The sequence below is a fragment of the Sulfurospirillum barnesii SES-3 genome (genome assembly GCF_000265295.1).
GTDB classification, from domain to species: Bacteria; Campylobacterota; Campylobacteria; order Campylobacterales; family Sulfurospirillaceae; genus Sulfurospirillum; species Sulfurospirillum barnesii.
The window spans coordinates 1763056-1787598 of sequence record NC_018002.1; the positions used below are offsets into that span (position 1 = coordinate 1763056).

At 38.9% G+C, this 24543-nt stretch carries 27 protein-coding genes; 13 read left to right on the forward strand and 14 right to left on the reverse strand.

Features of this window, described 5'->3' with window-relative positions:
* The first annotated feature begins 62 nt into the window (after positions 1-62).
* Complete coding sequence (locus SULBA_RS08850; RefSeq protein ID WP_014769947.1) at positions 63-629, forward strand: YceI family protein; 567 nt, start codon at positions 63-65, stop codon at positions 627-629.
* Here SULBA_RS08850 and SULBA_RS08855 read toward each other — a convergent pair.
* From SULBA_RS08855 to modA, 10 genes are all read right to left on the reverse strand, one after another.
* Complete coding sequence (locus tag SULBA_RS08855; protein ID WP_014769948.1) at positions 624-1211, reverse strand: IMPACT family protein; 588 nt, start codon at positions 1209-1211, stop codon at positions 624-626. The genes SULBA_RS08850 and SULBA_RS08855 overlap by 6 nt on opposite strands.
* A gap of 197 nt (positions 1212-1408) precedes the next feature.
* The gene (locus SULBA_RS08865) at positions 1409-2047 is read right to left on the reverse strand and encodes an ABC transporter ATP-binding protein (protein WP_014769949.1); all 639 of its coding nucleotides are present in this window, start codon (positions 2045-2047) and stop codon (positions 1409-1411) included.
* A gap of 2 nt (positions 2048-2049) precedes the next feature.
* Positions 2050-2796 carry an ABC transporter permease gene (locus tag SULBA_RS08870; protein WP_014769950.1) on the reverse strand — a complete coding sequence of 249 codons (747 nt, stop codon included), beginning with the start codon at positions 2794-2796 and terminating at the stop codon, positions 2050-2052.
* Complete coding sequence (locus tag SULBA_RS08875; RefSeq protein ID WP_014769951.1) at positions 2797-3780, reverse strand: ABC transporter substrate-binding protein; 984 nt, start codon at positions 3778-3780, stop codon at positions 2797-2799. It lies immediately after the preceding gene.
* 78 nt (positions 3781-3858) lie between these two features.
* Positions 3859-4275, reverse strand: coding sequence for a sulfite exporter TauE/SafE family protein (locus SULBA_RS12780; protein WP_172634076.1), 417 nt, complete (start codon positions 4273-4275; stop codon positions 3859-3861).
* The gene (locus SULBA_RS12785) at positions 4230-4676 is read right to left on the reverse strand and encodes a TSUP family transporter (protein WP_050985285.1); all 447 of its coding nucleotides are present in this window, start codon (positions 4674-4676) and stop codon (positions 4230-4232) included. Before SULBA_RS12785 ends, SULBA_RS12780 begins: the two co-directional genes overlap by 46 nt.
* A gap of 1 nt (position 4677) precedes the next feature.
* Entirely contained in the window at positions 4678-5550 is an 873-nt protein-coding gene (locus tag SULBA_RS08885) for a sulfate/molybdate ABC transporter ATP-binding protein (RefSeq protein WP_014769952.1), read from the reverse strand.
* The gene (gene modB, locus SULBA_RS08890) at positions 5543-6244 is read right to left on the reverse strand and encodes a molybdate ABC transporter permease subunit (RefSeq protein ID WP_014769953.1); all 702 of its coding nucleotides are present in this window, start codon (positions 6242-6244) and stop codon (positions 5543-5545) included. Before modB ends, SULBA_RS08885 begins: the two co-directional genes overlap by 8 nt.
* Entirely contained in the window at positions 6241-6636 is a 396-nt protein-coding gene (locus tag SULBA_RS12790) for a TOBE domain-containing protein (protein ID WP_014769954.1), read from the reverse strand. Before SULBA_RS12790 ends, modB begins: the two co-directional genes overlap by 4 nt.
* Positions 6629-7381 (reverse strand): molybdate ABC transporter substrate-binding protein, encoded by a 753-nt coding sequence (gene modA, locus SULBA_RS08900; protein ID WP_014769955.1) that lies wholly within the window; start codon positions 7379-7381, stop codon positions 6629-6631. The genes SULBA_RS12790 and modA overlap by 8 nt, the downstream gene beginning before the upstream one ends.
* Positions 7382-7594: 213 nt before the next feature.
* Here modA and SULBA_RS08905 point away from each other — a divergent pair, with 213 nt between their 5' ends.
* The 3 genes from SULBA_RS08905 (at position 7595) to SULBA_RS08915 (ending at position 10829) form a co-directional block, all read left to right on the forward strand.
* Positions 7595-8509 carry a D-alanyl-D-alanine carboxypeptidase family protein gene (locus SULBA_RS08905; protein ID WP_014769956.1) on the forward strand — a complete coding sequence of 305 codons (915 nt, stop codon included), beginning with the start codon at positions 7595-7597 and terminating at the stop codon, positions 8507-8509.
* Between the two features lie 153 nt (positions 8510-8662).
* Positions 8663-9790, forward strand: coding sequence for a DNA (cytosine-5-)-methyltransferase (dcm, locus tag SULBA_RS08910; RefSeq protein WP_014769957.1), 1128 nt, complete (start codon positions 8663-8665; stop codon positions 9788-9790).
* The gene (locus SULBA_RS08915) at positions 9780-10829 is read left to right on the forward strand and encodes an HpaII family restriction endonuclease (protein WP_014769958.1); all 1050 of its coding nucleotides are present in this window, start codon (positions 9780-9782) and stop codon (positions 10827-10829) included. The genes dcm and SULBA_RS08915 overlap by 11 nt, the downstream gene beginning before the upstream one ends.
* Positions 10830-10879: 50 nt before the next feature.
* Here the strand turns inward: SULBA_RS08915 and SULBA_RS08920 are convergent, their stop codons facing one another.
* Positions 10880-11626: a pyrroline-5-carboxylate reductase gene (locus SULBA_RS08920; RefSeq protein ID WP_014769959.1), complete on the reverse strand. Its 747-nt coding sequence runs from the start codon at positions 11624-11626 to the stop codon at positions 10880-10882.
* A gap of 100 nt (positions 11627-11726) precedes the next feature.
* Between SULBA_RS08920 and SULBA_RS08925 the strand changes: the two genes are divergently transcribed.
* Genes SULBA_RS08925 through SULBA_RS08940 form a run of 4 tightly spaced genes read left to right on the forward strand, consistent with a single transcriptional unit; the run spans position 11727 to position 18209 of the window.
* Positions 11727-13103: an efflux transporter outer membrane subunit gene (locus SULBA_RS08925; protein WP_014769960.1), complete on the forward strand. Its 1377-nt coding sequence runs from the start codon at positions 11727-11729 to the stop codon at positions 13101-13103.
* Positions 13069-14274: an efflux RND transporter periplasmic adaptor subunit gene (locus SULBA_RS08930; RefSeq protein ID WP_083834400.1), complete on the forward strand. Its 1206-nt coding sequence runs from the start codon at positions 13069-13071 to the stop codon at positions 14272-14274. The genes SULBA_RS08925 and SULBA_RS08930 overlap by 35 nt, the downstream gene beginning before the upstream one ends.
* Positions 14274-17369 carry an efflux RND transporter permease subunit gene (locus SULBA_RS08935; RefSeq protein ID WP_014769962.1) on the forward strand — a complete coding sequence of 1032 codons (3096 nt, stop codon included), beginning with the start codon at positions 14274-14276 and terminating at the stop codon, positions 17367-17369. The genes SULBA_RS08930 and SULBA_RS08935 overlap by 1 nt, the downstream gene beginning before the upstream one ends.
* Before the next feature lie 48 nt (positions 17370-17417).
* Positions 17418-18209, forward strand: a complete 792-nt coding sequence (locus SULBA_RS08940; protein WP_014769963.1) for an RMD1 family protein — start codon at positions 17418-17420, stop codon at positions 18207-18209.
* Here SULBA_RS08940 and SULBA_RS08945 read toward each other — a convergent pair.
* Positions 18206-18433: a DUF2798 domain-containing protein gene (locus SULBA_RS08945; protein ID WP_014769964.1), complete on the reverse strand. Its 228-nt coding sequence runs from the start codon at positions 18431-18433 to the stop codon at positions 18206-18208. The two genes, SULBA_RS08940 and SULBA_RS08945, sit on opposite strands and share 4 nt — an antisense overlap.
* A gap of 151 nt (positions 18434-18584) precedes the next feature.
* On the opposite strand from SULBA_RS08945, the gene SULBA_RS08950 reads away from it, so the two are divergent.
* The 5 genes from SULBA_RS08950 to cydB all read left to right on the forward strand — a co-directional run bounded on the left by SULBA_RS08950 (position 18585) and on the right by cydB (position 22808).
* The gene (locus tag SULBA_RS08950) at positions 18585-19433 is read left to right on the forward strand and encodes a response regulator (RefSeq protein WP_014769965.1); all 849 of its coding nucleotides are present in this window, start codon (positions 18585-18587) and stop codon (positions 19431-19433) included.
* Between the two features lie 98 nt (positions 19434-19531).
* Positions 19532-19933, forward strand: coding sequence for a DUF6858 family protein (locus tag SULBA_RS08955; protein ID WP_014769966.1), 402 nt, complete (start codon positions 19532-19534; stop codon positions 19931-19933).
* Between the two features lie 3 nt (positions 19934-19936).
* Positions 19937-20152 carry a DUF4492 domain-containing protein gene (locus tag SULBA_RS08960; RefSeq protein ID WP_014769967.1) on the forward strand — a complete coding sequence of 72 codons (216 nt, stop codon included), beginning with the start codon at positions 19937-19939 and terminating at the stop codon, positions 20150-20152.
* Entirely contained in the window at positions 20149-21678 is a 1530-nt protein-coding gene (locus tag SULBA_RS08965; protein WP_014769968.1) for a cytochrome ubiquinol oxidase subunit I, read from the forward strand. The genes SULBA_RS08960 and SULBA_RS08965 overlap by 4 nt, the downstream gene beginning before the upstream one ends.
* Complete coding sequence (gene cydB, locus SULBA_RS08970; RefSeq protein ID WP_014769969.1) at positions 21678-22808, forward strand: cytochrome d ubiquinol oxidase subunit II; 1131 nt, start codon at positions 21678-21680, stop codon at positions 22806-22808. Before SULBA_RS08965 ends, cydB begins: the two co-directional genes overlap by 1 nt.
* 164 nt (positions 22809-22972) lie before the next feature.
* Here cydB and SULBA_RS08975 read toward each other — a convergent pair whose 3' ends face one another.
* Positions 22973-24064, reverse strand: coding sequence for a hypothetical protein (locus SULBA_RS08975; RefSeq protein ID WP_014769971.1), 1092 nt, complete (start codon positions 24062-24064; stop codon positions 22973-22975).
* Between the two features lie 76 nt (positions 24065-24140).
* Positions 24141-24539, reverse strand: a complete 399-nt coding sequence (locus SULBA_RS08980; RefSeq protein ID WP_014769972.1) for a cupin domain-containing protein — start codon at positions 24537-24539, stop codon at positions 24141-24143.
* Positions 24540-24543 lie beyond the last annotated feature (4 nt).

The following is a 24543-nucleotide window of genomic DNA, read 5'->3' on the forward strand; positions in this document are numbered from 1 at the left end:
TTTATTAAAGTTCTTTCGTCAATATGCGGAAGAACTTAGATTTATTAAAAAAGGATACGCCGATGAAATCTTTTCTTAAGCTCACGCTTGCCTTCTTCCTTAGTCTCTCTTTTGCGCATGCTAAAGAGTTTGTTACCGATGTTACCCATTCGCATGTCGGCTTTTCTGTCAAACATATGATGATCTCAAATGTCAAAGGGAATTTCAACGCCTATACCAGTGAAATTGAGTTTGACGCAGAAAAAAAAGTTTTTACAAAACTCAATGCCAAAATTGATGCTTCTTCCATTGATACAGGGGTTACTAAACGCGATGAGCATCTTCGAAGTGCCGACTTTTTTGATGTTGAAAAATTTAAAACCATTGAGTTTGTTATGACAGCCATGAAAGAGAATAAAATCTATGGCAAGTTGACCATGCACGGTGTCACAAAAGATATTGTCTTAAGCTCACAAATCCACGGTCTTGTAAAAGATTTTCAAGGTAACCAAAGAATCGGCTTTAGCTTAGAAGGCAAACTAAATCGCAAAGATTTTGGTCTTACATGGAATAAAATTTTAGAAGGTGGTGGGCTTACCGTTGATGATATGGTAAACCTTTCCATAGAAATTGAAGCCATCGCTTTATAAAACGCTAAACCCCTCTCTTTCAAACAAAGAAGCGAAATCCAAAAACTCTTTTTTTTGGGCTTCGCTTATCTCAAGTTTCCACACCACTCCATCGCTTTCAAACAAACGCTCTTTTACATGTAACGTATGCTGTAATGCATAATGCTCAAAACGAGGAACCAAAGGATAAGCTGTTTTACATGTAAGGATTTCTTTAAAGACAAAAGGAGTCAGGGTTGCAGCGGCAATCACCTCTTTGGCACTGCTTCCATACGCTCTAACCAACCCACCTGTTCCTAATTTAATTCCCCCAAAATAACGCACAATCAATAAGCCCACTTCAACCAATTCAACCCCACGCATGACATTTAAAACAGGAGGACCAGAAGTGCCTTTGGGTTCACCATCATCGGAGTTGTTCTCAACAATTTGGCGAAACTCATTAAAATAGCGCTTTGCCCAGACAATATGTGCGGCTTTGGGGTGCTCATTTTTAAGCGTTACATGTAAAGATTCCATCGCATCTATAGGGCACAAAAAAGCATGAAATGTTGATTTTTTTTCCTCTATTGTTGTAAAAAAAAGCTGATGAACCGTTTGCACTCAAAATACCCCATCTCAATTAAATACAATAAACTTTACACAGAAAAATATCTTTTATCTTCACTAAAAAAATTTAATCAAGATTATAACACTTTAATGGCGATGAAAGGAATGGCTATAAAAAGTTTTTCATTTATTTTAGCCCCTAAGTGCTCCCAATTTACTTTGGAGAGTTCTGCATAGAGTCTCTTATAACGCTAAATTTTACTATCAATAATTCTACCATTTTCAATTGCTACAACTTTTTGAGCCAACATCTGGGTATCCATTATGTTATGTGTTACATAAACGATTGTCAGCTCTAGCTTTTGATGCAACATTTTTAGCTCATTCCTAATCTCTTCTGCTGTCTTAGAATCCAAACTGGAAAGTGGCTCGTCTAGTAGCAATACTTTTGGCTTTGTAATAATTGCCCGAGCAATTCCAACCCTTTGTCTCTCTCCGCCACTAAGGTTTTTAGGATACCGTGTTGCTAAATGAGAGATTTTAAGCATCTGTAGCATTTGATTCACTTCGTTATGGATATTTTCCTTACGATACTTTTTTGCCCTTAATCCAAAAGCGATATTCTCAAAAACATTCAAATTGGGGAAAAGATGAATGTCTTGATGCAAGTAACCCATCTCCCTCTTTTGAGTCGGCACACCATTAAAAAGCTTGCCATCAATGTAGAGCTTGCCATGATGTTCTATAAATCCAGCCAAAACATTTAGGATTGTACTTTTCCCAGCCCCTGAATGTCCCATGATGACAACAAATTCACCTCTTTTAATGCTAAGGTTCACATCTTTTAAACAAAAGTCTGTTTCAACATTCTCTAATTGTACATAGCCCATACTCATCTCCACTGTGCCGTTGTAACCGCTTCTATCTTGTAAATCAATCGCTCAAAACCAAAACTCATAATCGCCAATGTTATTAATCCAACCATGATAATATCAATCCGAATTAAACTCTCAGCATTAATCATCAATGCGCCTATGCCTGTTGGTATTGCAAACATTTCAGCCGCTAAAACTGTCTTCCAAACCATACCCGCCTCAAGTCGCAATCCTGTAAAAATAGAAGGAGATGCAAGAGGAAGAATGATTTTAAAAAAAATGTAAAATTTTGAAGCGCCTAAGGATTTTGCAGTATTAATGAACGCTTGTGGAGTTTCTTTAATCCCCAGTAGCGTTGCATAAGCGACGGGGAAAAAAGCACAGATAAAAATGAGCACTATGGGTAGCATTTCACTAATGCCAATCCAAAGCATCATCAAAGGCAACCATCCTAGCGTTGGTATAGGAAGCAACATACTTATAAGTGGTTTTAGGGAAATTTCAATCGTTTTATATAGCCCCATTAAAGAACCTACGATAATTCCCAACAACCCTCCGATAAAATACCCCACAACAACCCTCATGAAAGAATCCATAAGATTAGGTACCAAAATCCCACCTTTAATAAGATGGTACGCTTCCATGAGCACTTGAGAAAAGGAAGGAAGCATGGGAGAATGAGCCAATCTTCCTGCAATCTCCCAAATAATAATGCAAATAACGATAGGACTTTTTAGTAAAAGATAGTGTGCTATTTTCATCATTTATTTGTCTAAAACGAGAATCTCTTTTGCGTCAAATGATTCTCTAATAAAACCATATTGCGCCATTTTATCAATCACTTCCTGCACTGCCTCGACGGAAATATCGGAGGTGAGAATCAAATTTTCTATAGAACCTTTAGCGATTTGGGGAGTGACGCTCAAGTCAATGCTTGGAGACTTTGTTTCTGCCTTGATTCTATCTTGATACACATTCAAATTTTTAGCTACGATTTTTGAGGCTTCATTGTTATCTTGATTGATTTCATCAATCGCTTGTTGATTGATTTTTTTGATTTTTTCTATCGTTTTAGGATACTGCTTTACCATGCTATCCGAAACAACGATAACACTTCCTTGAAGATCTTTCCAAAGTTCTTGGCTCTTCACCAGCATCTTCATCCCTGGTAAACTTGCCGCAAGCGTGACAAAGTGTTCTGGAACAATGATGGCATCAACAAGACCTGCTTGGAGCGACATTATTTGCTTAGAGGCATTCATGGTTACAAAGTTTTTTTGCACCTTTGTTTTATCAAAATTCCCTTTTTCAATCAATACTTCCTGAATAAAACTTGTTACAGTGCCCTTAGGACCTACGGCTATCTTTACGCCGTCCTTTTCAAGATCTTGAAGTGTTTTGATTTTAGACGCATTGACAACCACTCCGTAACCATCTTTATGTGTGCCTGCAATAATCTTTATTGGCACGCCACCATTCGCATAGGTACTGATGGCTGGAACAAGACACATATACGCCACATCAAAATGCTCTTTGGCAAAAGCAGTAGCAACTCCAGCACCACTGACATAAACTTTGACATCTGTGATATGAATACCATTTTCCTCAAATAAACCTTTTGCCTCACCGTAATAGTATGAAGTAGCATGACTGGTATATTCTACCGCAAAGCGTAAATCTGTTTTTTCTCCCTCATTTGCCATCACCATTGACGCTATAAAAACAAGCAAAAAAAGCACTCTTTTCATTTTTTTCTTCTCCTAAGATATTAAACTTCTTGTATAACCTAATACAAATTTCACCAAAAAAAATCTCAAACCTTATGCTTACATAACACTCTTTGTATGATAAAAAACTTTAAATGCGGAAATGCTCAAAATGATACCCAAGAGAAACACCAACACCTCAGAATTGACCCATTTCAGTAAAATTGCACCCATAATGGAGCCTACCAATGATCCCAAAATCATCCATATCACAAAGGATTTATGCATTAACATTTGCCTAAATTGATCACTTTGGGAATAACGGAAAAAGGCTACAAGCATCGTTGGTAAGCTAATGCACAAAGAGAGATTACCTGCTACTTTGGCGTCCAAACCATACAAAATCATGATGGTTGGAATGATAAACTCCCCTCCTGCCACACCTAAAATGGCAGCAATCGCACCTATAAAAAATCCTGCAACACTGCCACTCACATACAATACCAAAGAAGAAGCAAAAAGAGGGGGATGAGACAAGCTTCCATGCCCCCACCTAGTAACAGCATACCCATAGCCAATGCCACCAATACAACCAAAATAATTCGATGCAACACTTTGTCGTTGATAGTGCATACATAATGCGCCCCAGCATAGGCTCCCACAAGACTTCCTGCTAAAACATTGATAATAACATCATAATGCATCACCACACTCTCTAGCCCTATCACATTAGAGCGTGCAATAAACGAACTTAGAACAACCGATAAAGAGGTTATTTTATTGATAATAATGGCAACAACGGTGCTAAAACCAAAAAAACCCACCAACAAAGGAAGTCGAAACTCAGCACCGCCTAGCCCTATCAACCCGCCTAAACTTCCAACCAAAAGTCCTCCCAAAAAGGAAAGTGATAATTTTTTTTGGGCGTACGTTTGCATGTTATCGACCTTTTTTAATGATAGGCGCAAACGCTTTGGTGCTGACACTAATCACATCGCCTACATGTAAGCCCTCTACCTCATCCTCATCAACCACCACTTCGACGATGCTATGCCCAATCCCAATCGTCGCTACATAAATCACATCGCGTTTTTCAATCAAAAGTATCTCGCCCTCAAAGGAGAATTTACTCGAGCTACTGTGGGGCATAAAAACCTCTTTAGGGCTACCTTGCGCAAAACTCTTTCCCTCTTTTATCCATAACACCTTATCGGAGAGCTTAAACACCTCACTACGGTCATGCGACACCATCAAAGAAGCAAGGTTGAAAAGTTCATGGGTTTTACGAAGCTCATCTTGCAAGCGTGAACGGGTGAGCGCATCAAGCGCAGAGAGAGGCTCATCGAGCAGTAAAACACGAGGCTCTTGTGCAATGGCACGCGCCAATGCGATGCGTTGCCGCTGCCCTCCTGAGAGCGTACTTGGCATTCTATCTTGAAGGACTAAAATACCCATCACCTCCAAGATAGACTGTGCTTTGATTTTATCTTTAGAGCTTTGGGCAAACAAAAGGTTATCCAAAACACTCATATGCTCAAACAAAGCATAGTTTTGAAACACAAATCCAACACGGCGTTTTTGAGGGGGTAGATTGATGTGTGCACTTGCATCAAACCATGTTTCTCCATCCATCACAATCGTACCACTATCTGGCACTTCAAGCCCTGCAATCATGCGAAGAAGCGTTGTTTTACCGATGCCTGATTCTCCAAAAACCGTCCAAAATTCCCCTTTTGAGACTTTACATGTAACATCAAAATCAATCACACCATAAGCGCCTTGAAGCTTTTTTTGCACCGATACTTCAAGCATTGAAACTTCCTTTGACCTCTTGTCCTAACTTTTGATACACCAGCCACAATACAAAAAAAGAAAAAGCAAATAAGATAAGCGAATAAGCGTGAGCGGCCGAATAATTAAGCGCTTCAACTTCATTGTAAATGGCAATCGAAGCCACTTTTGTCTCCCCATCAATATTACCCCCAATCATCAAAACAACCCCAAATTCACCGACTGTATGGGCAAAAGAGATAATCCCACCTGTAATAAGTGAGGGCTTCATAGCAGGTAACATCACGGCAAAAAGCGTTTGAAGTTTACTTTTTCCCATCGTGTAAGCCGCTTCGATTTGAAAGGTGTCTATGTTTTTAAAACCATTCATCAAAGGGTGCACCATAAAAGGAAAACTAAAAATAATCGAGCCAATGACCAAACCATCAAAATGAAAGGCTAATTGATGCCCGAAAATATCGTTCCAAAATGAACCTAAAAAGCCATTTTTACTAAACGCCAAAAGAAAATAAAATCCTAAAACGGAAGGCGGAAGCACCAAAGGCATGGCGATAGCCGCCTCATAAAGGGGTTTGTAACGCATTTTAGCAAAGACCAGTGCGTACGCAACAGGAATACCCACAAGAAACAGACACACCGTTGTCAAAAATGCCAACTTTAAGGTCAAGATAAAGGGTTCCCAAAAAACGGGACTTAACAGTGCTTCGATGCTCATGCAATAACCTCCAGCGAAACTTCCGTGGCTTTAATGAGGACTTCAACCTCATCCCCTACTTCAAGGGCTAATTGCGCTATGGCGTGTGTGGTAACGATGGAGGCAATGACATCACTCTCCACACCTACGAGTATGCGTGAAAGCAGTGCCCCTTTTTTCAGCTCTTTTACACACCCTTTGAAACGGTTGGAAAAACTAATTGCTCCGCAAAGATTTTTAGCAAGTCCTACCTCTGTCTCTTTAAATAAAACTCGACAGACACTTCCTACATGTAAAGAAGAGGGAAGCTCCAGCGTAATGGCGGTGAGCTTTTTTCCCTCTTTATCCAAAACGATGCGAGCGATGCCCTCAACGCTTTCAATGGATTGGATGGTTGCTTCAATGCTATTCATTGGGCAATACAAAACCGTATTTTTTAAAAATAGCGCGTGCCTGAGGTGTTGCGACAAATATTTCAAATTTTTGTGCAACAGGATTATCTTTACCTTTGTGAAGTAGAGCATAACCTTGAATGATGTCATTATGCCAATTGCCAGGCATGAGATAAAAATTACCCTCTTTGGTCATCGCATCTGCAATACCCAGTGAAAGCGGTAAAATACCAATTTCCGCTGCACCACTATGGATAAATTGCGCCGCTTGTGAAACATTTTCGCCAAGAACAAGCCTATCTTTGAACGCATCGTAATACGCTTGAGATTTAAGTGCATTGACTGCTGCTACGCCATAAGGGGCATGAGAAGGATCAGCTATTGCCACTTTTTTAACCTTAGCATCCAAAAGTGCTTGCATCCCTTTACTAACATCAATACCACTATCTTTACGAGCCCAAAGTCCTATGCGACCATAGGCGTAAGGTTTTGGTTGTGTTGCGGTTAAACCTTGAGCTTCTAGTTTTTGCACATAGCCCATGTCGGCAGCAAAATAGAGATTATAAGGCGCACCATTCACGATTTGCGTGTAAGCTTTACCCGTTGAACCAAATGCAATGGAGACTTTATCACCTGGATTTTCTTTTTCAAATAAGGCTTGCATCTCTTTAAACGCATACACCAAATTCGCCGCAGCCGTTATCTTAACTTCCCCTGCAAGCAAACTTGCAACCAAAACCACACTCGCCATCAAAATTTTCAACATCTACACTCCTTATATAGTAAAGATACATAACGCTAGCGTTTAGAAAATTGACGTCAACGCTTTTTGAAAGTATATCGTTATTACCTTAAGTGTTATATCGCTTTATGCTTCATTTTTCATCATAAACGGCAAAGTGGCTATTTTAGCCATTTTCAAAGGGAAATTTTAAGAGAATTTAACTAAAATAAGCCAAATTTATTTCAAAAGAGTCGTATGCCTAAAAAATTTTTATCACTCTTATGGGGTGCATGCTTAATCAGTAGTAGCCTAAGCGCAAATTATCTTGATAAAGAGACAGCCGATAGAATCCGCAAAAATACCGACGCTATTATTGCCAAAGATTTAAATACCAAAGAATTAATTTTTTCCAAAGATGAGCAAAAAATAAACCAACCTGCTAGCCTTACAAAAATTATGACCGCTATATTGGCGATAGAAAGTGGCAGGATGAACGATATTGTAACTATCACACGAGAGATGATTCAAGTAGAACCTACCAAAGCAGGCCTTAGAATTGGAGAAAAATTTTACTTAAGAGATTTGGTCAAAGCAGCGATGGTCATGTCAGCCAATGATGCAGCGATGAGCATTGGTGTCTATTTGGGTGATGGTAATGTTGAAAACTTTGTTGTAAAAATGAATAAAAAAGCCAAAGCCATGGGCATGAAAAACACTAATTTTACCAATCCCTGTGGCTTTGACATTGGAAACCACTACTCCACCGCACTAGACCTTTTAAAAATGAGTGAATATGCTATTAAAAATAACCAATTTAATGAAATGGCGAAACTCAAACGTCACGATTTTACTGCTATAAACACCAAACGTGCCTATGCCGCATACACACACAATAAACTTCTTAATAACTACAAATACGCTGTTGGCATCAAAACAGGCTATACCCAAAAAGCAGGTCCTTGTTTAATAGCAAGAGCTAAAAACGGTAACAAAGATGTTTTAGTCGTTATGCTAAACTCCGAACAGCGATGGAAAGATATTCGCACTATTTTTGAAGACGTCCTACCTCAAATCACAGAAAATAGAGCCGTAGCACCCACAAAAAAAATTGTAACACCTAAGCAAAAAGCCCCTAAAAAAACACAAAAAAAGAAAACACAAAACGCTTAGTCTCTTTACATGTAAAAGAGACTGGGTAGATCATTATGATACGCTGCCACAGAAAACAGATCTCAAATTTCATATTGAAATATTTTTTACATCAAAATTTTCTTTGGTTATAATGAGAGAAAATAAAATTTATACTATAAGCAAAGGGTGTTTATGACACGTATCATGCAATGCCAATCCATCTATAAAACCATTGATTTATTTTGTGGGATTGGTGGAATTAGAAAAGGGTTTGAATTAGCTCATGGCTTTAAAAATATCCTTTCTGCTGAAATTGATCCCTATGCTTGCAAGACTTATGAACATTTGTACGGTGAAAATCCAAAAAATGATGTCACAAGTGAGTCATTTAAAGAGAGAGTAAAACAATCTGCTTATGATATTTTATTAGCTGGTTTCCCCTGCCAATCCTTTTCAATCGCTGGAGATAAAAAAGGATTTCAAGATACAACCAGAGGGACACTCTTTTTTCATGTAGCAAACATCATCAAAGAAACAAAACCCAAAGCCTTTTTACTTGAAAATGTAGAAGGTCTTTATAGACATGACAAAGGCAAGACATTTAAAATAATTATTGATACTCTGGCTAAAGAGCTAAATTATAAACTTGTTGGAGTCAATGAGCTTGATAATGGCGAACTAAACTATAACTCTGAATCGTTTTTGAGAAAAACCATTGATTTTGGCTTACCTCAAAAAAGAATTAGAACGTATATTGTCGGCTTTTCTAATAAGACTATTCCTCATAACTATCAATTACAACCTTTGCCTCTAAAATCAAAAAAAGTGATTTTTAAAAACCTCTATGACGTATTAGAAAAAGATGTCTCAGCTAAATATTATTTATCTGAACAATACATTAAGACGCTTGAAAAACACAAAGAAAATCATAAATCAAAAGGAAATGGCTTTGGTTTCAAAATTGTTAACAATGGAGACAACCCAATAGCAAATACACTTCTGGCAACAGGGGGTAGTGGGAAAGAAAGAAATTTGGTCGTACAAGAAAAGCCTGAATATTACGGGCAAATGTTTGGAAGTAAACAATCCCCCATCAATAATCAAGGTATAAGAGTTATGACACCCACAGAATGGGCAAGGCTTCAAGGGTTTAAAGATTACGCTTTTATAAAAAATGGAATGGATACTTTCTCCTTTCCAAAAGAAGTAAGCGAAACCCAGCAATACAAGCAACTAGGCAACAGTGTTTCCATTCCTGTGATTGAAGAATTAGCTCGCTATATTTACCACACATTAGAGGAAGTGAAAAGTGGGCTTTAATAAAGGAGAATGGTCAGAGTTATATACATTTTTGTATTTACTAGAAAATTCTAATTTAGTTATAGTTGATGAGAACTTGCAAGTTATAAATAATAAATTATTTAAGATATTAGAAATCATTTTAGCTGATAAAAAGTATGAAATTCAACCAAATCAAATAATAAAGTTATGCAACAATCGAGAAGGAAAAAACTATACTATTAGTGATTTATCAAAGCAAAGTAAAATCCTACTATCAAAAATAGTAGCCCATAAAAGTGCAAATGGCTCTTTTGAAATTGATGAAATTTCCTCTTTTATCAATGATTTTTTTGATGGGAAAAAACCAAAAGGAGCCTCCAATGTCAAAGGAGATTTGGAAGCGAATGTGGCAGATAATCGCCTCAATGTATGTGTCAATTTGAAATATAATATCAAATCAAGTTTAGGCGCTTCAGCAACACTGCTCAATGCTTCTAACCATACAAATTTCATCTACGAACTCACCAATATTAATGATAATATTATGGATGCTAATAATGCCATTCATACACACAACAAATTATTAGACAGATGCATCTTTTTAAATCAAAATAATGTCACGATTAACTTTGTAAAAGTAGAAAGTACTACTTTGGATTATAATTTGAAATTAGTAGATTCTAATTTAGGAATCTTCTTAGCAGAAATGCTTTATTTATCCTATCTAAAAAATGAAAAAAACATTAAAAAACTAATAAATTTCATCTCAAAAAATCAAGATGAATACTCCTTTTATGAAAAGAAAGTGGGTGATTTTGCAAATGCTGTGACATTTGGTATGAGGGCAAGTGAAAAATGGAATGGTACCAATGAAGTCAATGGAGGCATAATCCTTGTTACCAAAACAGGGGATGTCTATTTGCTTGATTTAATCTATTTTAAAAACTGTGTCGATAAATATTTGATTGATAATATTAAACTAGACAGTCCAAGTTCAAGCCATTATGGTATGTTTGATATTTATAAAGAAAACGGAAGATACTTTTTCAAACTCAATCTACAAATTAGATTCAAATAATCTCTTTACATGTAAAAGCGTGCTTGCCCAAACAAGCACGCTTTTACTCTTTACTTACTCATCCCTTTTGCTCTCTCATACGAGGCTTCCATCGCTTTGATGAAGCTGTCTCGCACTTTGCCCTCTTCAAGTTTGGCATAACCTGCCGCTGTTGTACCAGCAGGGGACATCACTTTATCTTTTAAGATGGCAGGATGTTCACTTTTGAGCACTTCGCCCACACCTTCAAAGAGTGTTGCGATGTATTGGTAGGTAATCTCTCGCTTCATTCCTAGATTGACAGCACCATCGCTTAGGGCTTCAGCCACCAAAGCAATCCATGCAGGAGCGCAACTGGCAATGCCCATGGCAATGTCAAGCTCTTTTTCACTCTCTAACCAAAAACATCGTCCAATGGAGCTTAAAACGTCTATGGCTTCATCTTTTAATGCTATATCACCGCACAAAGAGGTGGCTGATTTACGTACAAGCGCTGCCATGTTGGGCATAGAGCGAATGTAGTGCTTTGCCATAATACCCGATTTGAGTTTTTCCAAACTCACCCCTGCCATAATGGAAATCACACCCTCCGCTATTCCTTTGGTTTTAAGGGTAGCAAAAGACTGAGGTTTAATCGCTAAAATCACCAAATACCCCTCCAAAGGAGGAATCTCGCTTACTATTTTAATCGTAGGATAAAGTGTTTGAAGCTCGTGTGCTCGTGTGGGATAGGCTTCAACAACGGTAATATCGTTTACATGTAAGCCTTGAAGCATCGCTCCACCCATATTGCCAGCACCAATGAGAAGTAATTTCATGAGATAATCCTTGTTTTTAAAAATTATAACCAAAGTAGCGTTACACTTTGTTAATAAAGGGCGTTGTATAATTAACACCACTTTATCTTTTGGAGAATGAATGAACCTACCCTGTAAGCTCTTAGCCTGTTGTAGTATGGCATTGCTTTTTCAAGGCTGTATTGCTCCAACGCCCCCCGTGCCACCGACACAAAAACCCTTAGAGGCGCACTTAGACCCGTGGTGGCAAGAGTTAAATGATACCCATTTAAACACTCTTGTAAACACGGTTATCACAGAAAATTTAAGCCTTCAAATGGCACAACAACGTGTGCTTCAAGCCTATGCAACCCTTGAAAACAAAAAAGCCAGTAACTTTCCTAGCGCCTCACTCTCAGGGGCAAAAGCGCATCAAGATGAACTAAAAGGCGTTGAATCCAAAAAAGAGAGTTACACAGCAACCCTCAGCGCTTCGTATGAGGTTGATTTGTTTGGCAAAAGAAGCGATGCGATTGAAGCCCAAAATGCCTCGTTTCGATCAAGTCAAGAAGCTTTACATGTAACGGGCATTAGCCTTGTGGCAGAACTGGCTAATGCCTGGTACACGCTAGGGTACAAACAAGAGAGTCTAGCCCTTTTAGAAGAGCAATTTAAGGTGGCAAACACCATTTTAACGCTCACAAAACTGAGCCGTCAAAACGGAACCAATTCCATCACCGATGTCTGGCAACAAGAACAATACATTAAAAATTTAGAAGCACAAAAAATCACACTCATGGGTGATATTGAAACGCAAAAACGTGCCATTAACCTCTTGCTAGGACGCTCCGCGCTTGATACGTTGGACGTCGCAAAAGAGGCAAAACTCATTGCGCTTCCACCGCAACCTGATGTGGGCATTCCTGCGAGCAAATTACTGGCACGTCCCGATGTAAGGCAAGCCTTTTTTACACTGGAATCCTCTAACTATTCCCTCTCAGAAGCGATTAAAAACCAATACCCTAGCCTTAATCTCTCACTCAACACGGTTGCAAGTGCCACGCATTTTGCCAACCTTTTAGATACGATTATCGCCACAGCAACGGCAACGCTTGGGGGCACACTGTTTGATGCAGGAGCGAAAGAAGATTTGGTCAAAAAAGCCCTTTTCCTCTCCAAAGAGTCCTCACTTTCTTACAAACAAACTCTGCTTGAAGCGTTTAAAGAGGTGCAAGATGCCCTTGAAAATGAAAAAACCCAAACCATTTACCTTCACCACTTAGATGAACGCATTGCCTTAGCGAAGGTTATTTTAGAACGCCAACAAGCCAAATACCGTTTTGGAATGGTAGGATACTTAAGCGTACTCAATGCGCAAGAGAGCTTACAAGAATTAGAACAAACCCGCCTTTCAAAACAACTCGACCTACTCAAATACCGCATTGCCCTGCACCGTTCTTTAGCAGGAGGCATGATGGAGTACGATGTTATCAACGAATGGAGAAATTATGATCGCTAAAAAAACCATCCTTAACCTCAGCGCTTCTGTGCTGATTATTATCATAGGGGTACTTATCACCAAATACCTTTTAAACTCTGCCCCACAAGCACAAAAACAAGCCCGCCCTCAAACGGGAACTATCGTTGAAACCGTGCAATTAACACCCACATCTAAAGCGGTGAGCATTCCGCTTATTGGTACCCTTGAGGCTGCTCAAAAAACAACACTGAGCAGTAAGGTTTCTGGCAAGATTATTCAGACGCATCCTAATTTTATGCTAGGAAGCATCGTCAAAAAAGGTGAACTTTTAGCGCAAATTGACCCCATCGATTATCAAGCCGCACTCGATCAAATCAAAGCACAGCTCCTCTCCGCCAAAGCGAGTGAAACCATAGAGATGGGACAGCAAGAGAGTGCTAAAAAAGAGTTAGAACTCTCAGGAGAAAGCCCCACCGCACTCAGTCGCTCTTTAATGCTACGAGAACCACAATTGGCACAAGTAAGAGCCTCCATTGCGCAATTAGAAGCCTCCTATATAACCGCACTTAATAACCTTAAAGAAACCACCATTAAAGCACCTTATGATGGGGTTATTGTGAGCAAATCTGCTGAACTTGGAGCCTATGTGAGTGCACAAAGCAGCATTGTGGAGCTTGTTTCTACCGATACGTTTTGGATGAGTACAACCCTTCCTTTAGCCTATTTAAAGTTTTTTGACACCCACAACACAGAAGCACTCCTAAACACCAAAGTCACACTCTTTGCAGAGAAAAAACCTTTACATGTAAAAGCACGTATCTTGAAGCTTTTACCAGAACTGGATAGCACCACCAAACAAGCCAAATTACTCATTGCCATTGATGATCCCCTAGGACTGCATACTCAAAATAAAGAAAAACGTGCACTGCTCTTAGGCGCTACCCTTGAAGCAACCCTTCAAGCCAAAGCCTATGAGAATATTATCAGCCTACCCGCTTCGATGCTACGCTCTAACAATACCGTATGGGTCATGGATAAAAATAATACTTTACAGATTAAACCTGTGAATGTTCTCTTTAAAAATCCCAATGAAGTGCTTATTTCTGAGGGGATTGAAGCACAAGATCGCATTATTTCTACCTATCTTAGTGCACCTGTTGCAGGCATGAAACTCCTTGAACTTTCAGCGCTTAAGGAAAAAGGGAAATAATGCAAAAAGAGCCCAATTCATTCATTGCTTGGCTGGTGAAAAATAAGGTCACTGCCAATATTTTAATGCTTATCTTTTTAGTCGGTGGCGTGTATATGTCACTTTATATTAAAAAAGAGGTTTTCCCCGAATTTGATCTGGACATGGTCACCATCAGTGTTGCTTATCCTGGTGCCAGTCCTGAAGAGGTGGAACAAGGCATTGTGCTCTCCATTGAAGAAGAGATTCGAAGCATTGAGGGCGTTAAAGAAGTGACGGCTACGGCAAAAGAGGGTGTCGCTTCGGTTATTGCAGAATTACACGAAAAAGGGAATAAAAACAGAACCTATCAAGACATTCAACAAGCCATCGACAGCATTACCACCTTTCCTGAAGATGCCGAAAAGCCTGTTATTTCCATGAGCTCTCGTAAGCGTCGGGTGGTTTCTTTGGCAATTATGGGTGAGGGTGAGCCATTGGTGCTTCGAGAGCTTGCAGAAATCGTGCGAGAACGTCTGCTTCAAAGCTCAGGTATTTCACAAGTGGAGCTTGTGGGTGCTCGTAATTATGAGGTTGAAATAGCACTGGATAGAGTGGTACTGGAACGCTATGGACTTTCCATGCAAAATGTTTCAGATATTATTGCCAAAGAGTCTGTTGAGCTCTCAGGTGGCAACATCAAAAGCAATGCAGGCGATATACTCCTTCGTGTCAAAACACGAAAAATAAAAGCAGCTGATTTTGAGACACTCCCTATTTTAACAACACCTCTAGGAGCAACGGTACGTTTAGGTGAAATTGCGACCATAAAAGACACCTTTGTGGATGATTCTATCTTTTTTACGTACAATAACAAGCCTGCTATTGAAATTGAGGTTTACCGCTTAGGAGATGAAACACCTAAAAGCGTCTCACAAGCGACCAAAAAGGTCGTAGAAGAGATAACGCAAGAATTACCCTCTGCTTACGCACTTCAAATCAATGATGACAACTCAGAGGTATACAACGCACGGCTTGAGCTCTTACTGAAAAATGGCATGATTGGACTGGTTTTAGTTCTACTCATTTTGGGTGCTTTTTTAGAGTTTAAACTTGCGTTTTGGGTAGCACTGGGTGTTCCAACTTCCTTTTTGGGTTCACTGCTTTTCTTAGAGTATTTTGGTGTTTCCATCAATATGATTTCCATGTTTGCGTTTATTTTAGCCTTAGGTATTGTGGTGGATGATGCGATTATTGTCGGAGAAAACATTTACGAATACAAACAACGGGGCATGAACTACATAGAAGCGGCTATTCAAGGAACCAAAGATGTTGCCATCCCTGTCACGTTTAGTATTTTAACCAATATTGTTGCTTTTCTACCGCTGATGTTTATTCCTGGTATTTTTGGAAAAACATTTTTTCCTATTGCTATTGTTGTCGCAACCGTTTTTGCTATTTCGTGGATTGAGGCCATTCTCATTTTGCCAGCACACCTTGCGTTTAAACAAACAACAAAAAAAGGCTCCATTCTTCATACCATTGAGATACAACAGCAAAAAGTAGCACGCTCTTTTGATCGTTTTGTAGAGAAGGTGTATCAGCCTTTTTTACTCTTTTGTATGCGCAATCGCTACCCCACGCTTGTGATGGGATTTGCCATCTTAATCGTTGTTTTAGCCTATGCAAAAAGTGGAAGACTCGGCTTTGAGATGATGCCACGCATTGAATCCAACCGTGCGGTTGTCTATGCCACGATGCCCATTGGAACACCCCAAAGTGTTATGCAAATGGTCAATCAACAAATAATTGCCTCAGGCTTAAAAACCATAGAGACCCTTAATGAAGAAGGGCTCAATCAAGGTTATAAAAGTAAAATCAACGAAAACGAAATTCAAGTGACTTTTTATCTGCTGGAGGGAGAAATTCGAAACATATCGACCAGTGATTTTAATGATTTGTGGCGAAAAACATTGGGAAAAATTGCGGGCATAGAATCTTTAGTCTTTAAAAAAGATATTGGAGGACCTGGTGGGGGAAAAGCAGCGTTGACCCTTGAGCTAAGTCACCGAGATACCGCTCTTTTAGAAGCGGCGGCACAAGAACTCGCCGATGTACTCAAAAGCTTTTCCATTACCAAAGATGTGGATGATGGTATTTCTACAGGAAAGCGCCAAATTGACTTTGAACTTTTACCTCTGGGGCAAAAGCTAGGGCTTACTGCTTATGAAATCGCACGTCAAGTACGCTACACGACCTATGGCAAAGAGGCTATTCGTGAACAACAAGGACGCAATGAAGTCAAAATCATGGTACGTCAAACAGAAAATGAACGTAACAGTGAAGCCATTATTGATGATATTAAAATCAAAACACCCAGCGGTGGCTTTGTAAGACTAGGTGATGTTGCCAAGCGCATTGAAGGCAATGCTTATACCAAAATTTCAAGACGTGAGGGTAAACGCATTATCAATGTCACCGCCAATGTGGAGCCTGAACGTGATACCCCTCAACTTATTAGCTCTTTAGATACTGATTTTATTCCAAAGCTTCAACAAAAATACCCCGAACTTCAAATTTCCTATCAGGGACGTCAAGCAGAAACCAAAGAGAGTAGCCGAAGTTTAATCTCAAGTTTTCTGTTGGTCTTAGCCGTTCTTTACATTATGCTTGCCATTCCTTTTGCAAGTTACACACAGCCTTTAATTATTATGATTGCTATTCCCTTTGGAATTATCGGAGCTTTTTTAGGGCATATGCTCTTAGGATATAGCCTAAGTATGGTCAGTATTTTAGGGGTGGTAGCGCTGTGTGGTGTGGTCGTTAATGATACTTTGGTCATGGTTGATTACGCTAATACCATGAGAAAAGAGGGGCATAAAGCATTTGAAGCCATTATTCTTGCAGCTACAAGACGCTTTAGGCCTATTTTTCTCACCACCGCCACCACATTTGGTGGTCTTGCACCGATGATTTATGAAACCTCTATCCAAGCTAAATTTATGATTCCTATGGCAATTTCGCTAGGATATGGTATTTTATTTTCAACACTCATTTCCTTGATTTTTGTACCCGCACTTTATATTATGTTAGAAGATATTAAAGCCTTGTTTCAGCCTTCGCATTCCAACGCATAAAGAAGAGATTCGTCTCTTCTTAACACTTTTACATGTAAAGGATATTTTATGGCATTATCATTTTCTATTATTTCAATTTCACTGCCGCAACCTTTTGCACGTCACGAGATAGAAACAAGGTTGGAGTGTGTGTTAAAAAAAGGAATTGAAAAAGCATTCTATACACAAGATCATAATCGCTACCTTGTGTATACCCAATTTAATGTCCTAAGCTTTATTCACTGGGAGAAAGCGGACATCATCAAAGCGCTGGAAAAACTAGGAATCAAAGAAGCCTCTAGTTTTGAGCAACACTGTCTTTATCAAGACTATCCCATTCTTATTGACCCCACTTTAGAGTTTACATGTAAGATCAGCAATGAACACATTCTTCTTAAAGAAGCCCTACCCTTATATCTCATCATCATTGCATTAGTTATCTCACAAAGCGTCGGTTTAGAAAAATACGAACAAGATTTAGAAGTGCATTTTGGTAAAAGTCAAGCCTTGCTTGATCTCACCAAAAGTTATACCTTTTTCAAACGCTCCAAATTGGTTGAGTTTACACGCAATCTCATCTCCATCCAACACGGCATGGTCAGTGAGCTTTTTTTACTCGACAAACCCAATATTTTATGGGACAATGAAGAGGCAGAAAAGATTTACAATACCCTCTCTTCTACCCTTGAGCTTAAAGACCGTTTTGAGATTATTGAACATAAGCTCAACCATCTCAAAGAGAATATCGCAATGGCACTGGATTTGTTTAATCATAAACACAGCGAAGTACTCGAGTGGATTATTATTATTTTAATTGGTGTTGAAATTGTTATGGGGCTGATTGAATTTTTCAACCATTAATGCGTTTTAACCAGCTTATGAACCAGCTTACGCACCATAGGAACAACCACTAAAATCGTAGGAAATGCTATAAAGTAAGTCCTCCAAAAAGCACGAAACCATAGAGTGAAAAAATTCTCCACCCATCCAACATTAATCAGTGTAATCACACACGACATTAACGTTGTCATAAATAAAGACATCAAAAATGCAAACAAAACAAACTCATACTTTTTTGGAATCACTCTTTATCCTTTGTCATTAGAATACCTTCTATTTTAATCTCTTTTTTTTAACAATTTTTTAATACATGCTTGAACATTCTTCCACGATTATACGCTAGGAAACCCTAAAAGAGAGTATAATGAAGTGTGACTTTTCTGCTAGGAAATGAAAATGATTGAGACAAGTGAAGCCCTTTTAAAAACTAAAAAAATAGATACTTTTTTCGTCCTTTTAGTTGCGCAAGATGGTTCAACATTCTTGCCCTTACTTGAAAACCTTTTTTCCAATATTTTTATTGCAAGCACTCAAGCAGAAAGTCTGGAACTTTTTGATACACATCCTATTGATTTGGTGATTATTGACACCCAAGCTAGTCGCTATCATTGGTTAACTCTGGTACATCAATTTCGTTTGAAAGTATATGATATATCCATTGCTTTAATCGTCGATATGCTTACATGTAATGATACCGATAGCTTTATATTAGCAGATGTAACATCCCATTTTTTCAAACCCCTCAACCCAAAAATTATAAATTTTGAATTGCACGATTTGATGCATAAAATTTATCTCAAAAAAGAGAGCAAAATTTTTCAAGACTTAAAAGAACGTCGAAAAATTCAAAGTTTGGCATTCTACACCATTCGAAGAATTATTGAAGAGATTCCCTCCCCCATTTTTGCCTACAATGCCAATGAAAAAATACTCTTTTACAATAAAAATATCATAGAACTTTTTGAAATAAAACAACGCACTATTCCTGAAATGATGCACGTATGGAATATTGAAGATTTATTTGAAAACCTTCAAAAAGAGGCTCATTTTGGCTCTTTAAATCATGGAAAATCGTTTCATTTACACTATGTATATGCTCATCAAGAAACACAAAAAATTTTTATTCCAACCAAATTTAGTATTGCACTTGAAAATGATGAAGAGCCATTTGATGTCATTGTCCTGACTGATATTACGCCATTACTCTTGCAAAACGAGCTTTTCTCAACACTCTATAAAGGATAAATTAACTCTTAATTTTCCATACTAGATAGTTTTTGTCTTGTTTTATTAATTAAAATAAATTATCATTCACATAAATTTTAACTATAAAAAGGACTCACATGAAAAAAACCATCTTAATGGATAAATACCCTGTTTTCAATCTTACCATTGATAAAAGTGAATGTAAATATACAACAATGCAAGCCATCATAGAAGATTTATGCGCTAAAATTGAAGCACATCCTATCGCAAAATTTATTGCTATTTTTGACCATTATGCGCATACTAAAAATATTAATGGCGAAATTGCCCCTGAAATTTTAGATGCAAAAAATATCGTTTTCTGTTTTGGCGCAGCCATTCCAAACTCAAAAATTTTAGCCGTTCGCCCTCGTTCTATTGGTTTATGTGAAACCAAAGATCAGTTCGTTATTGACTTTTTAGAAGCCCCAAAAGAAGAGCTCCATGCGCTTATGGAAACATGGGCAAAATCACTTGTAAACGCCTGCATCAAGGAATAAAAAATGCATTTTTTCCGCACGTTTTTCATCCTCTACAAAGAGGGATTTGCAAACCTTAGGTTGGGAAAAACCTTGTGGAAAATTGTTCTTTTAAAACTGCTTATTATGTTGGTCGTGTTTAAATTTTTCTTCTTTAGCACGACCCTTCATACCCACTTTTTAGACGACACCGCTCGTAGCAATTACGTTTTAGACAATCTTATTAAGGAGACACCATGAGTGAACTCTCTTCGGTCGATTGGAGCAGAGCCCAATTTGCGCTTACTGCCATCTACCATTTTTTATTTGTACCCCTAACATTAGGACTTAGTTTTATCATTGCTATTATGGAGACACTTTATCTCAAAACTGGCGATAAGCATTGGAAAAAAATCACCCAATTTTGGATGAGCCTTTTTGCGATCAATTTTGCAATTGGTGTCGCAACAGGGCTTATTATGGAGTTTGAATTTGGAACCAACTGGGCAAATTATTCGTGGTTTGTCGGCGATATTTTCGGCGCACCTTTAGCCATTGAGGGTATTTTAGCCTTTTTTATGGAATCCACCTTTTTTGCGGTCATGTTCTTTGGCTGGAATAAGGTCAGCCCCAAATTCCACCTGCTCTCTACGTGGTTGGTTGCCATTGGCTCAAACCTTTCCGCCTTTTGGATTTTAGTCGCCAATGGTTGGATGCAATACCCTGTAGGCATGCATTTCAACCCCGCCACAGCTCGTAACGAAATGGAAAATTTCTTTGATGTTGCCCTCTCCCCTGTAGCGGTTATAAAATTTTTACACACTGTTGCCAGTGGCTATGTCATTGGAGCTTTATTTGTGGTGGGTATTTCGGCATGGTTTTTGCTCAAAAAGAAAGAGCTACTTTTTGCCAAACGCAGTATGGTGGTAGGAGCAACCTTTGGGCTTATCACCTCACTTTTCTTAGCCTTCAGTGGCGATGAAAGTGCCTATCAGGTCACCCAACACCAACCCGCAAAACTCGCTGCCATGGAAGGACTCTACAAAGGAGAATCCAGAGCAGGGCTCATTGCTTTTGGTATTTTAAATCCTAACAAACAACTCGGCGATAATGAACCTGAGTTTTTAGGTGACATTGAAATTCCTTATATGCTCTCCTTATTAGGTCACCGTCATGTCGATGCCTTTGTGGCTGGACTAGAAGATTTGGTCTATGGCAATCCTTTACACAATATTCCCTCTGCTAGTGAGCGCATCGCCAATGGAAAAATTGCCTTACAAGCGCTCAGTGATTTTAGAGAGGCAAAAAAAATGGGAGATGCCCCAAAGATGAAAGAAAATGAGGCGATTTTACAAACGCATATGAAAGATTTTGGCTATGGTTATTTTGAAAAACCTGAACAAATTATCCCACCCATTGCCCTTTCCTTTTACAGTTTTCATATCATGGTCTCTTTGGGCATGTGGTTTATCGCTCTCTTTGCACTGGTTCTCTTTTTTATATTTAAACGTGATATTACACGCTATCCTTTAGTCCTTTATGCGGCATTGTGGAGCATTCCCTTAGGCTACATTGCAGCAGAAGCAGGATGGATTGTGGCAGAAGTGGGCAGACAACCGTGGGCGATTCAAGATTTGATGCCAACACACATCGCCGCAACCCATTTAGGTGGAGGCAATGTCGCCCTCTCATTTACACTCTTTGCCATTTTATTTACCGTGCTCCTCATTGCGGAGATAAAAATTATGCTCAGGCAAATTTCCAAAGGCTTTGAGGGAGGTCATTGATGTTTGAATTACTCTCTTTTTTACAACTGCAACAGTTGTGGTGGATGATAGTCAGTCTTTTAGCAGGTCTCTTTGTCTTTTTAATGTTCATTCAAGGCGGACAAACACTGCTTTTTAGTCTGCCTGAAAATGAAGTAGAAAAAAGTATGCTCATTAACTCCTTAGGACGCAAATGGGAGCTTGGCTTTACCACGCTTGTGCTCTTTGGTGGAGCGCTTTTTGCGGCATTTCCTCTTTTTTATGCGACCAGTTTTGGGGGAGCCTATTGGGTATGGCTTGCCATTTTATTTTGTTTTATCATTCAAGCGGTGAGTTATGAGTACCGCAAAAAAGAGAACAACTTTTTGGGTCAAAAAACCTATGAAATGTTCTTGTACATTAACGGCTCATTGGGTGTGATTTTACTCGGTGTTGCGCTAAGTACGCTTTTTAGTGGCGCTTCTTTTCATTTAGATGAAAATTTCTTTGTGCAATGGGATACAAATCTTCGAGGGCTTGAAGCGCTTTTTATCCCTCAAAACTACCTTTTAGCCTTCTCTCTTTTCTTTTTAGCACGTCTGAGTGCTGGGCTTTATTTTCTCAGCAACATCAACCACGCTTCTTTACATGTAAGAATTCAAAAGATGCTTTTGAAAAATACCTTGCTCTTTTTGCCGTTCTTTTTGGGCTTTTTGGCGTGGATTTTTCTCAAAGATGGCTTTGCGTACGATGCCTCAGGTGTCGTGCATATCGAAGCCTACAAATACCTAAGCAACCTTCTCGCCTTGCCTTTAGTCGCCGTGATGATTCTGCTAGGCGTGGTGTTGGTGCTTGTAGCGCTTTATCTAGGGATTTTTAGAGCCAATGTTCATGGGATTAAAGTAATGGGCGTGGGAATTGTCCTTGCGGTGATGGGTATCTTTTTGCTCTTAGGATTGAACAACACAGCATTTTACCCCTCTTTGAGTGCACTTCAAAGCTCACTCACTATCGAGAATTCAAGCGGGAGTCACTACACCCTCACCGCCATGAGTTATGTTGCCCTTATCATTCCCTTTGTCCTTGCCTATATCACCTATGCATGGTATGCGATGGATAAAAAAGATATTGATGAAGCGGAGATACGTGATGCTTCAGAGCACCACTACTAAGGAGATTTTATGGATTACACAAGCGCACTCATCTGGCTTGCATGCTGGCCCGTACTGATTTATGCAACCTATAAACTGATTGTTTTTACCGTTAAAAAATTAGAAGCATAATGCCATGAGGCAGTTTACCTGCCTCATGAATAGCAACACCAAATCACACCATCTTATTCTCTCAAATAGGCATTCCTAGCTGCTTGCATTTGAAGTTGCTTCATGCTATCAGAAATATTGGTGTCATTTTGATACGCATTTTTTGATAGCTCTAACATGCTTATCTCCAAAGTATCATGGTACATGCTTTCAAGAAAGGCTTCTTCTTCCTCTTTAGAAACAATATCAAGAGTGTCAATGCTATAGTTTTGTAACTTTGTACTGTCATTTAACTTAGAGTTTTTTTCAAGCAAGTCTTTGTGAAATTCTTCCATATCTACAATAACTTTTTGACGGTAATCTTTTCCAAAATCATCACGCAAACCTTCTTCAAGGCTAATTGTTCCATCAAGGTCTTCATCCATTTTGAGCGTATGCTCTAACTCTTTGTCCAAACTGTTTTCAAACTGAAGGTAATGCGTATCAGTCGCCGTACGGTTTGTTTGAACGTGAGATTCTGCCTCTTTATCTGCAAAAAGCGATGGGGAAGTACGTCCTAATTCTTGATAGTTTTCCCCTGTGTTAAAGTTGATTTTTACTATTTTTTGACCAATATAATCGTAGTCACTTTGTCGTTCAAACCCAATTTTCAGCGTTTTTGCTTCATCGCCCTCCACCAATCCATTGCCATCGAGGTCTGATTTGGCGTAGTTTCGATCAATGTTAATATTGTGCACCCAACCTGCAACAAAGCCTTCCACTTCACCATTAAGACGCAAAACTCCATCATCACGTTCAAAAAAGTTGTTAGCGCCATGAAATTTTTCTTTCAGTTGATTAATACGTGTTTGCGAAAGCTCCAGCGTCATATAGTTTGTACTGTTTTGGGGATCACGTATGACCACAAGGCGATTGGGCTCATTTTTTGTACCATTAGAATGGCTCACATACGTCTGCTTGGATGTGTCAGCAACAATCTTTTCGTTAATAAGTTCTTCTTGAGAAAGTTCCTTAAAGTGAATTGCCAACGAGGTATAAACATCACCGCTTGTCACTACTTTGGTTGGTTCTTTCTTGAGTGCTTCTAGTTCATTAACCGTATGATGCACTCTTGGTGTTTTATAAGCTTCTGTTTGAGACATAAAAGATGAAATGGAAGTAGCCACAAATCCCCCTCACGATAATACATATTGCTACATATCGGCTCGTAAAAGAAAAAATAAACAAGGCAGATACACTGCCTCATTGCTTAATCGAATAAACACTCTCTTTTACCCCAGCATACACCACCACAATTTCCACAGGCTCATCCCCTTCATTGACACCATAATGCCATGTGTCCACCACTTCAATAATCGCATCGCCTGCTTTTAAAATCAAGGTTTTATTCTCATCACTGACCACTTTGAGCGTACCCTTCACCATATAGCCCACATTGATAATAGGATGCTGATGCATCGGAAGTGTGGTATGCGGTGGAATCGTAATTTTTAAGACTGAAATCTCAGGCGCTTCTTTAGGATACGCAGGCAAAGGAGCACCATTCCAACTGGTGTGAGACTTTACAAGGGTTTGAGACACAACATCCTGTGCCACACTAATAGAAATGATAAAAAAACACAACAAGAACACTTTTTTCATCGTA

Excerpts from the sequence above, each read along its gene's own strand:
- SULBA_RS08850 (WP_014769947.1), top strand. The coding sequence starts at position 63 with ATGAAATCTTTTCTTAAGCTCACGCTTGCCTTCTTCCTTAGTCTCTCT.
- SULBA_RS08865 (WP_014769949.1), bottom strand. The coding sequence starts at position 2,047 with ATGGGCTATGTACAATTAGAGAATGTTGAAACAGACTTTTGTTTAAAA.
- SULBA_RS08870 (WP_014769950.1), bottom strand. The coding sequence starts at position 2,796 with ATGATGAAAATAGCACACTATCTTTTACTAAAAAGTCCTATCGTTATT.
- SULBA_RS08875 (WP_014769951.1), bottom strand. The coding sequence starts at position 3,780 with ATGAAAAGAGTGCTTTTTTTGCTTGTTTTTATAGCGTCAATGGTGATG.
- SULBA_RS12785 (WP_050985285.1), bottom strand. The coding sequence starts at position 4,676 with ATGCAAACGTACGCCCAAAAAAAATTATCACTTTCCTTTTTGGGAGGA.
- SULBA_RS08885 (WP_014769952.1), bottom strand. The coding sequence starts at position 5,550 with ATGCTTGAAGTATCGGTGCAAAAAAAGCTTCAAGGCGCTTATGGTGTG.
- modB (WP_014769953.1), bottom strand. The coding sequence starts at position 6,244 with ATGAGCATCGAAGCACTGTTAAGTCCCGTTTTTTGGGAACCCTTTATC.
- SULBA_RS12790 (WP_014769954.1), bottom strand. The coding sequence starts at position 6,636 with ATGAATAGCATTGAAGCAACCATCCAATCCATTGAAAGCGTTGAGGGC.
- modA (WP_014769955.1), bottom strand. The coding sequence starts at position 7,381 with ATGTTGAAAATTTTGATGGCGAGTGTGGTTTTGGTTGCAAGTTTGCTT.
- SULBA_RS08905 (WP_014769956.1), top strand. The coding sequence starts at position 7,595 with ATGCCTAAAAAATTTTTATCACTCTTATGGGGTGCATGCTTAATCAGT.
- dcm (WP_014769957.1), top strand. The coding sequence starts at position 8,663 with ATGACACGTATCATGCAATGCCAATCCATCTATAAAACCATTGATTTA.
- SULBA_RS08920 (WP_014769959.1), bottom strand. The coding sequence starts at position 11,626 with ATGAAATTACTTCTCATTGGTGCTGGCAATATGGGTGGAGCGATGCTT.
- SULBA_RS08925 (WP_014769960.1), top strand. The coding sequence starts at position 11,727 with ATGAACCTACCCTGTAAGCTCTTAGCCTGTTGTAGTATGGCATTGCTT.
- SULBA_RS08930 (WP_083834400.1), top strand. The coding sequence starts at position 13,069 with ATGTTATCAACGAATGGAGAAATTATGATCGCTAAAAAAACCATCCTT.
- SULBA_RS08935 (WP_014769962.1), top strand. The coding sequence starts at position 14,274 with ATGCAAAAAGAGCCCAATTCATTCATTGCTTGGCTGGTGAAAAATAAG.
- SULBA_RS08940 (WP_014769963.1), top strand. The coding sequence starts at position 17,418 with ATGGCATTATCATTTTCTATTATTTCAATTTCACTGCCGCAACCTTTT.
- SULBA_RS08950 (WP_014769965.1), top strand. The coding sequence starts at position 18,585 with ATGATTGAGACAAGTGAAGCCCTTTTAAAAACTAAAAAAATAGATACT.
- SULBA_RS08955 (WP_014769966.1), top strand. The coding sequence starts at position 19,532 with ATGAAAAAAACCATCTTAATGGATAAATACCCTGTTTTCAATCTTACC.
- SULBA_RS08960 (WP_014769967.1), top strand. The coding sequence starts at position 19,937 with ATGCATTTTTTCCGCACGTTTTTCATCCTCTACAAAGAGGGATTTGCA.
- SULBA_RS08965 (WP_014769968.1), top strand. The coding sequence starts at position 20,149 with ATGAGTGAACTCTCTTCGGTCGATTGGAGCAGAGCCCAATTTGCGCTT.
- cydB (WP_014769969.1), top strand. The coding sequence starts at position 21,678 with ATGTTTGAATTACTCTCTTTTTTACAACTGCAACAGTTGTGGTGGATG.
- SULBA_RS08980 (WP_014769972.1), bottom strand. The coding sequence starts at position 24,539 with ATGAAAAAAGTGTTCTTGTTGTGTTTTTTTATCATTTCTATTAGTGTG.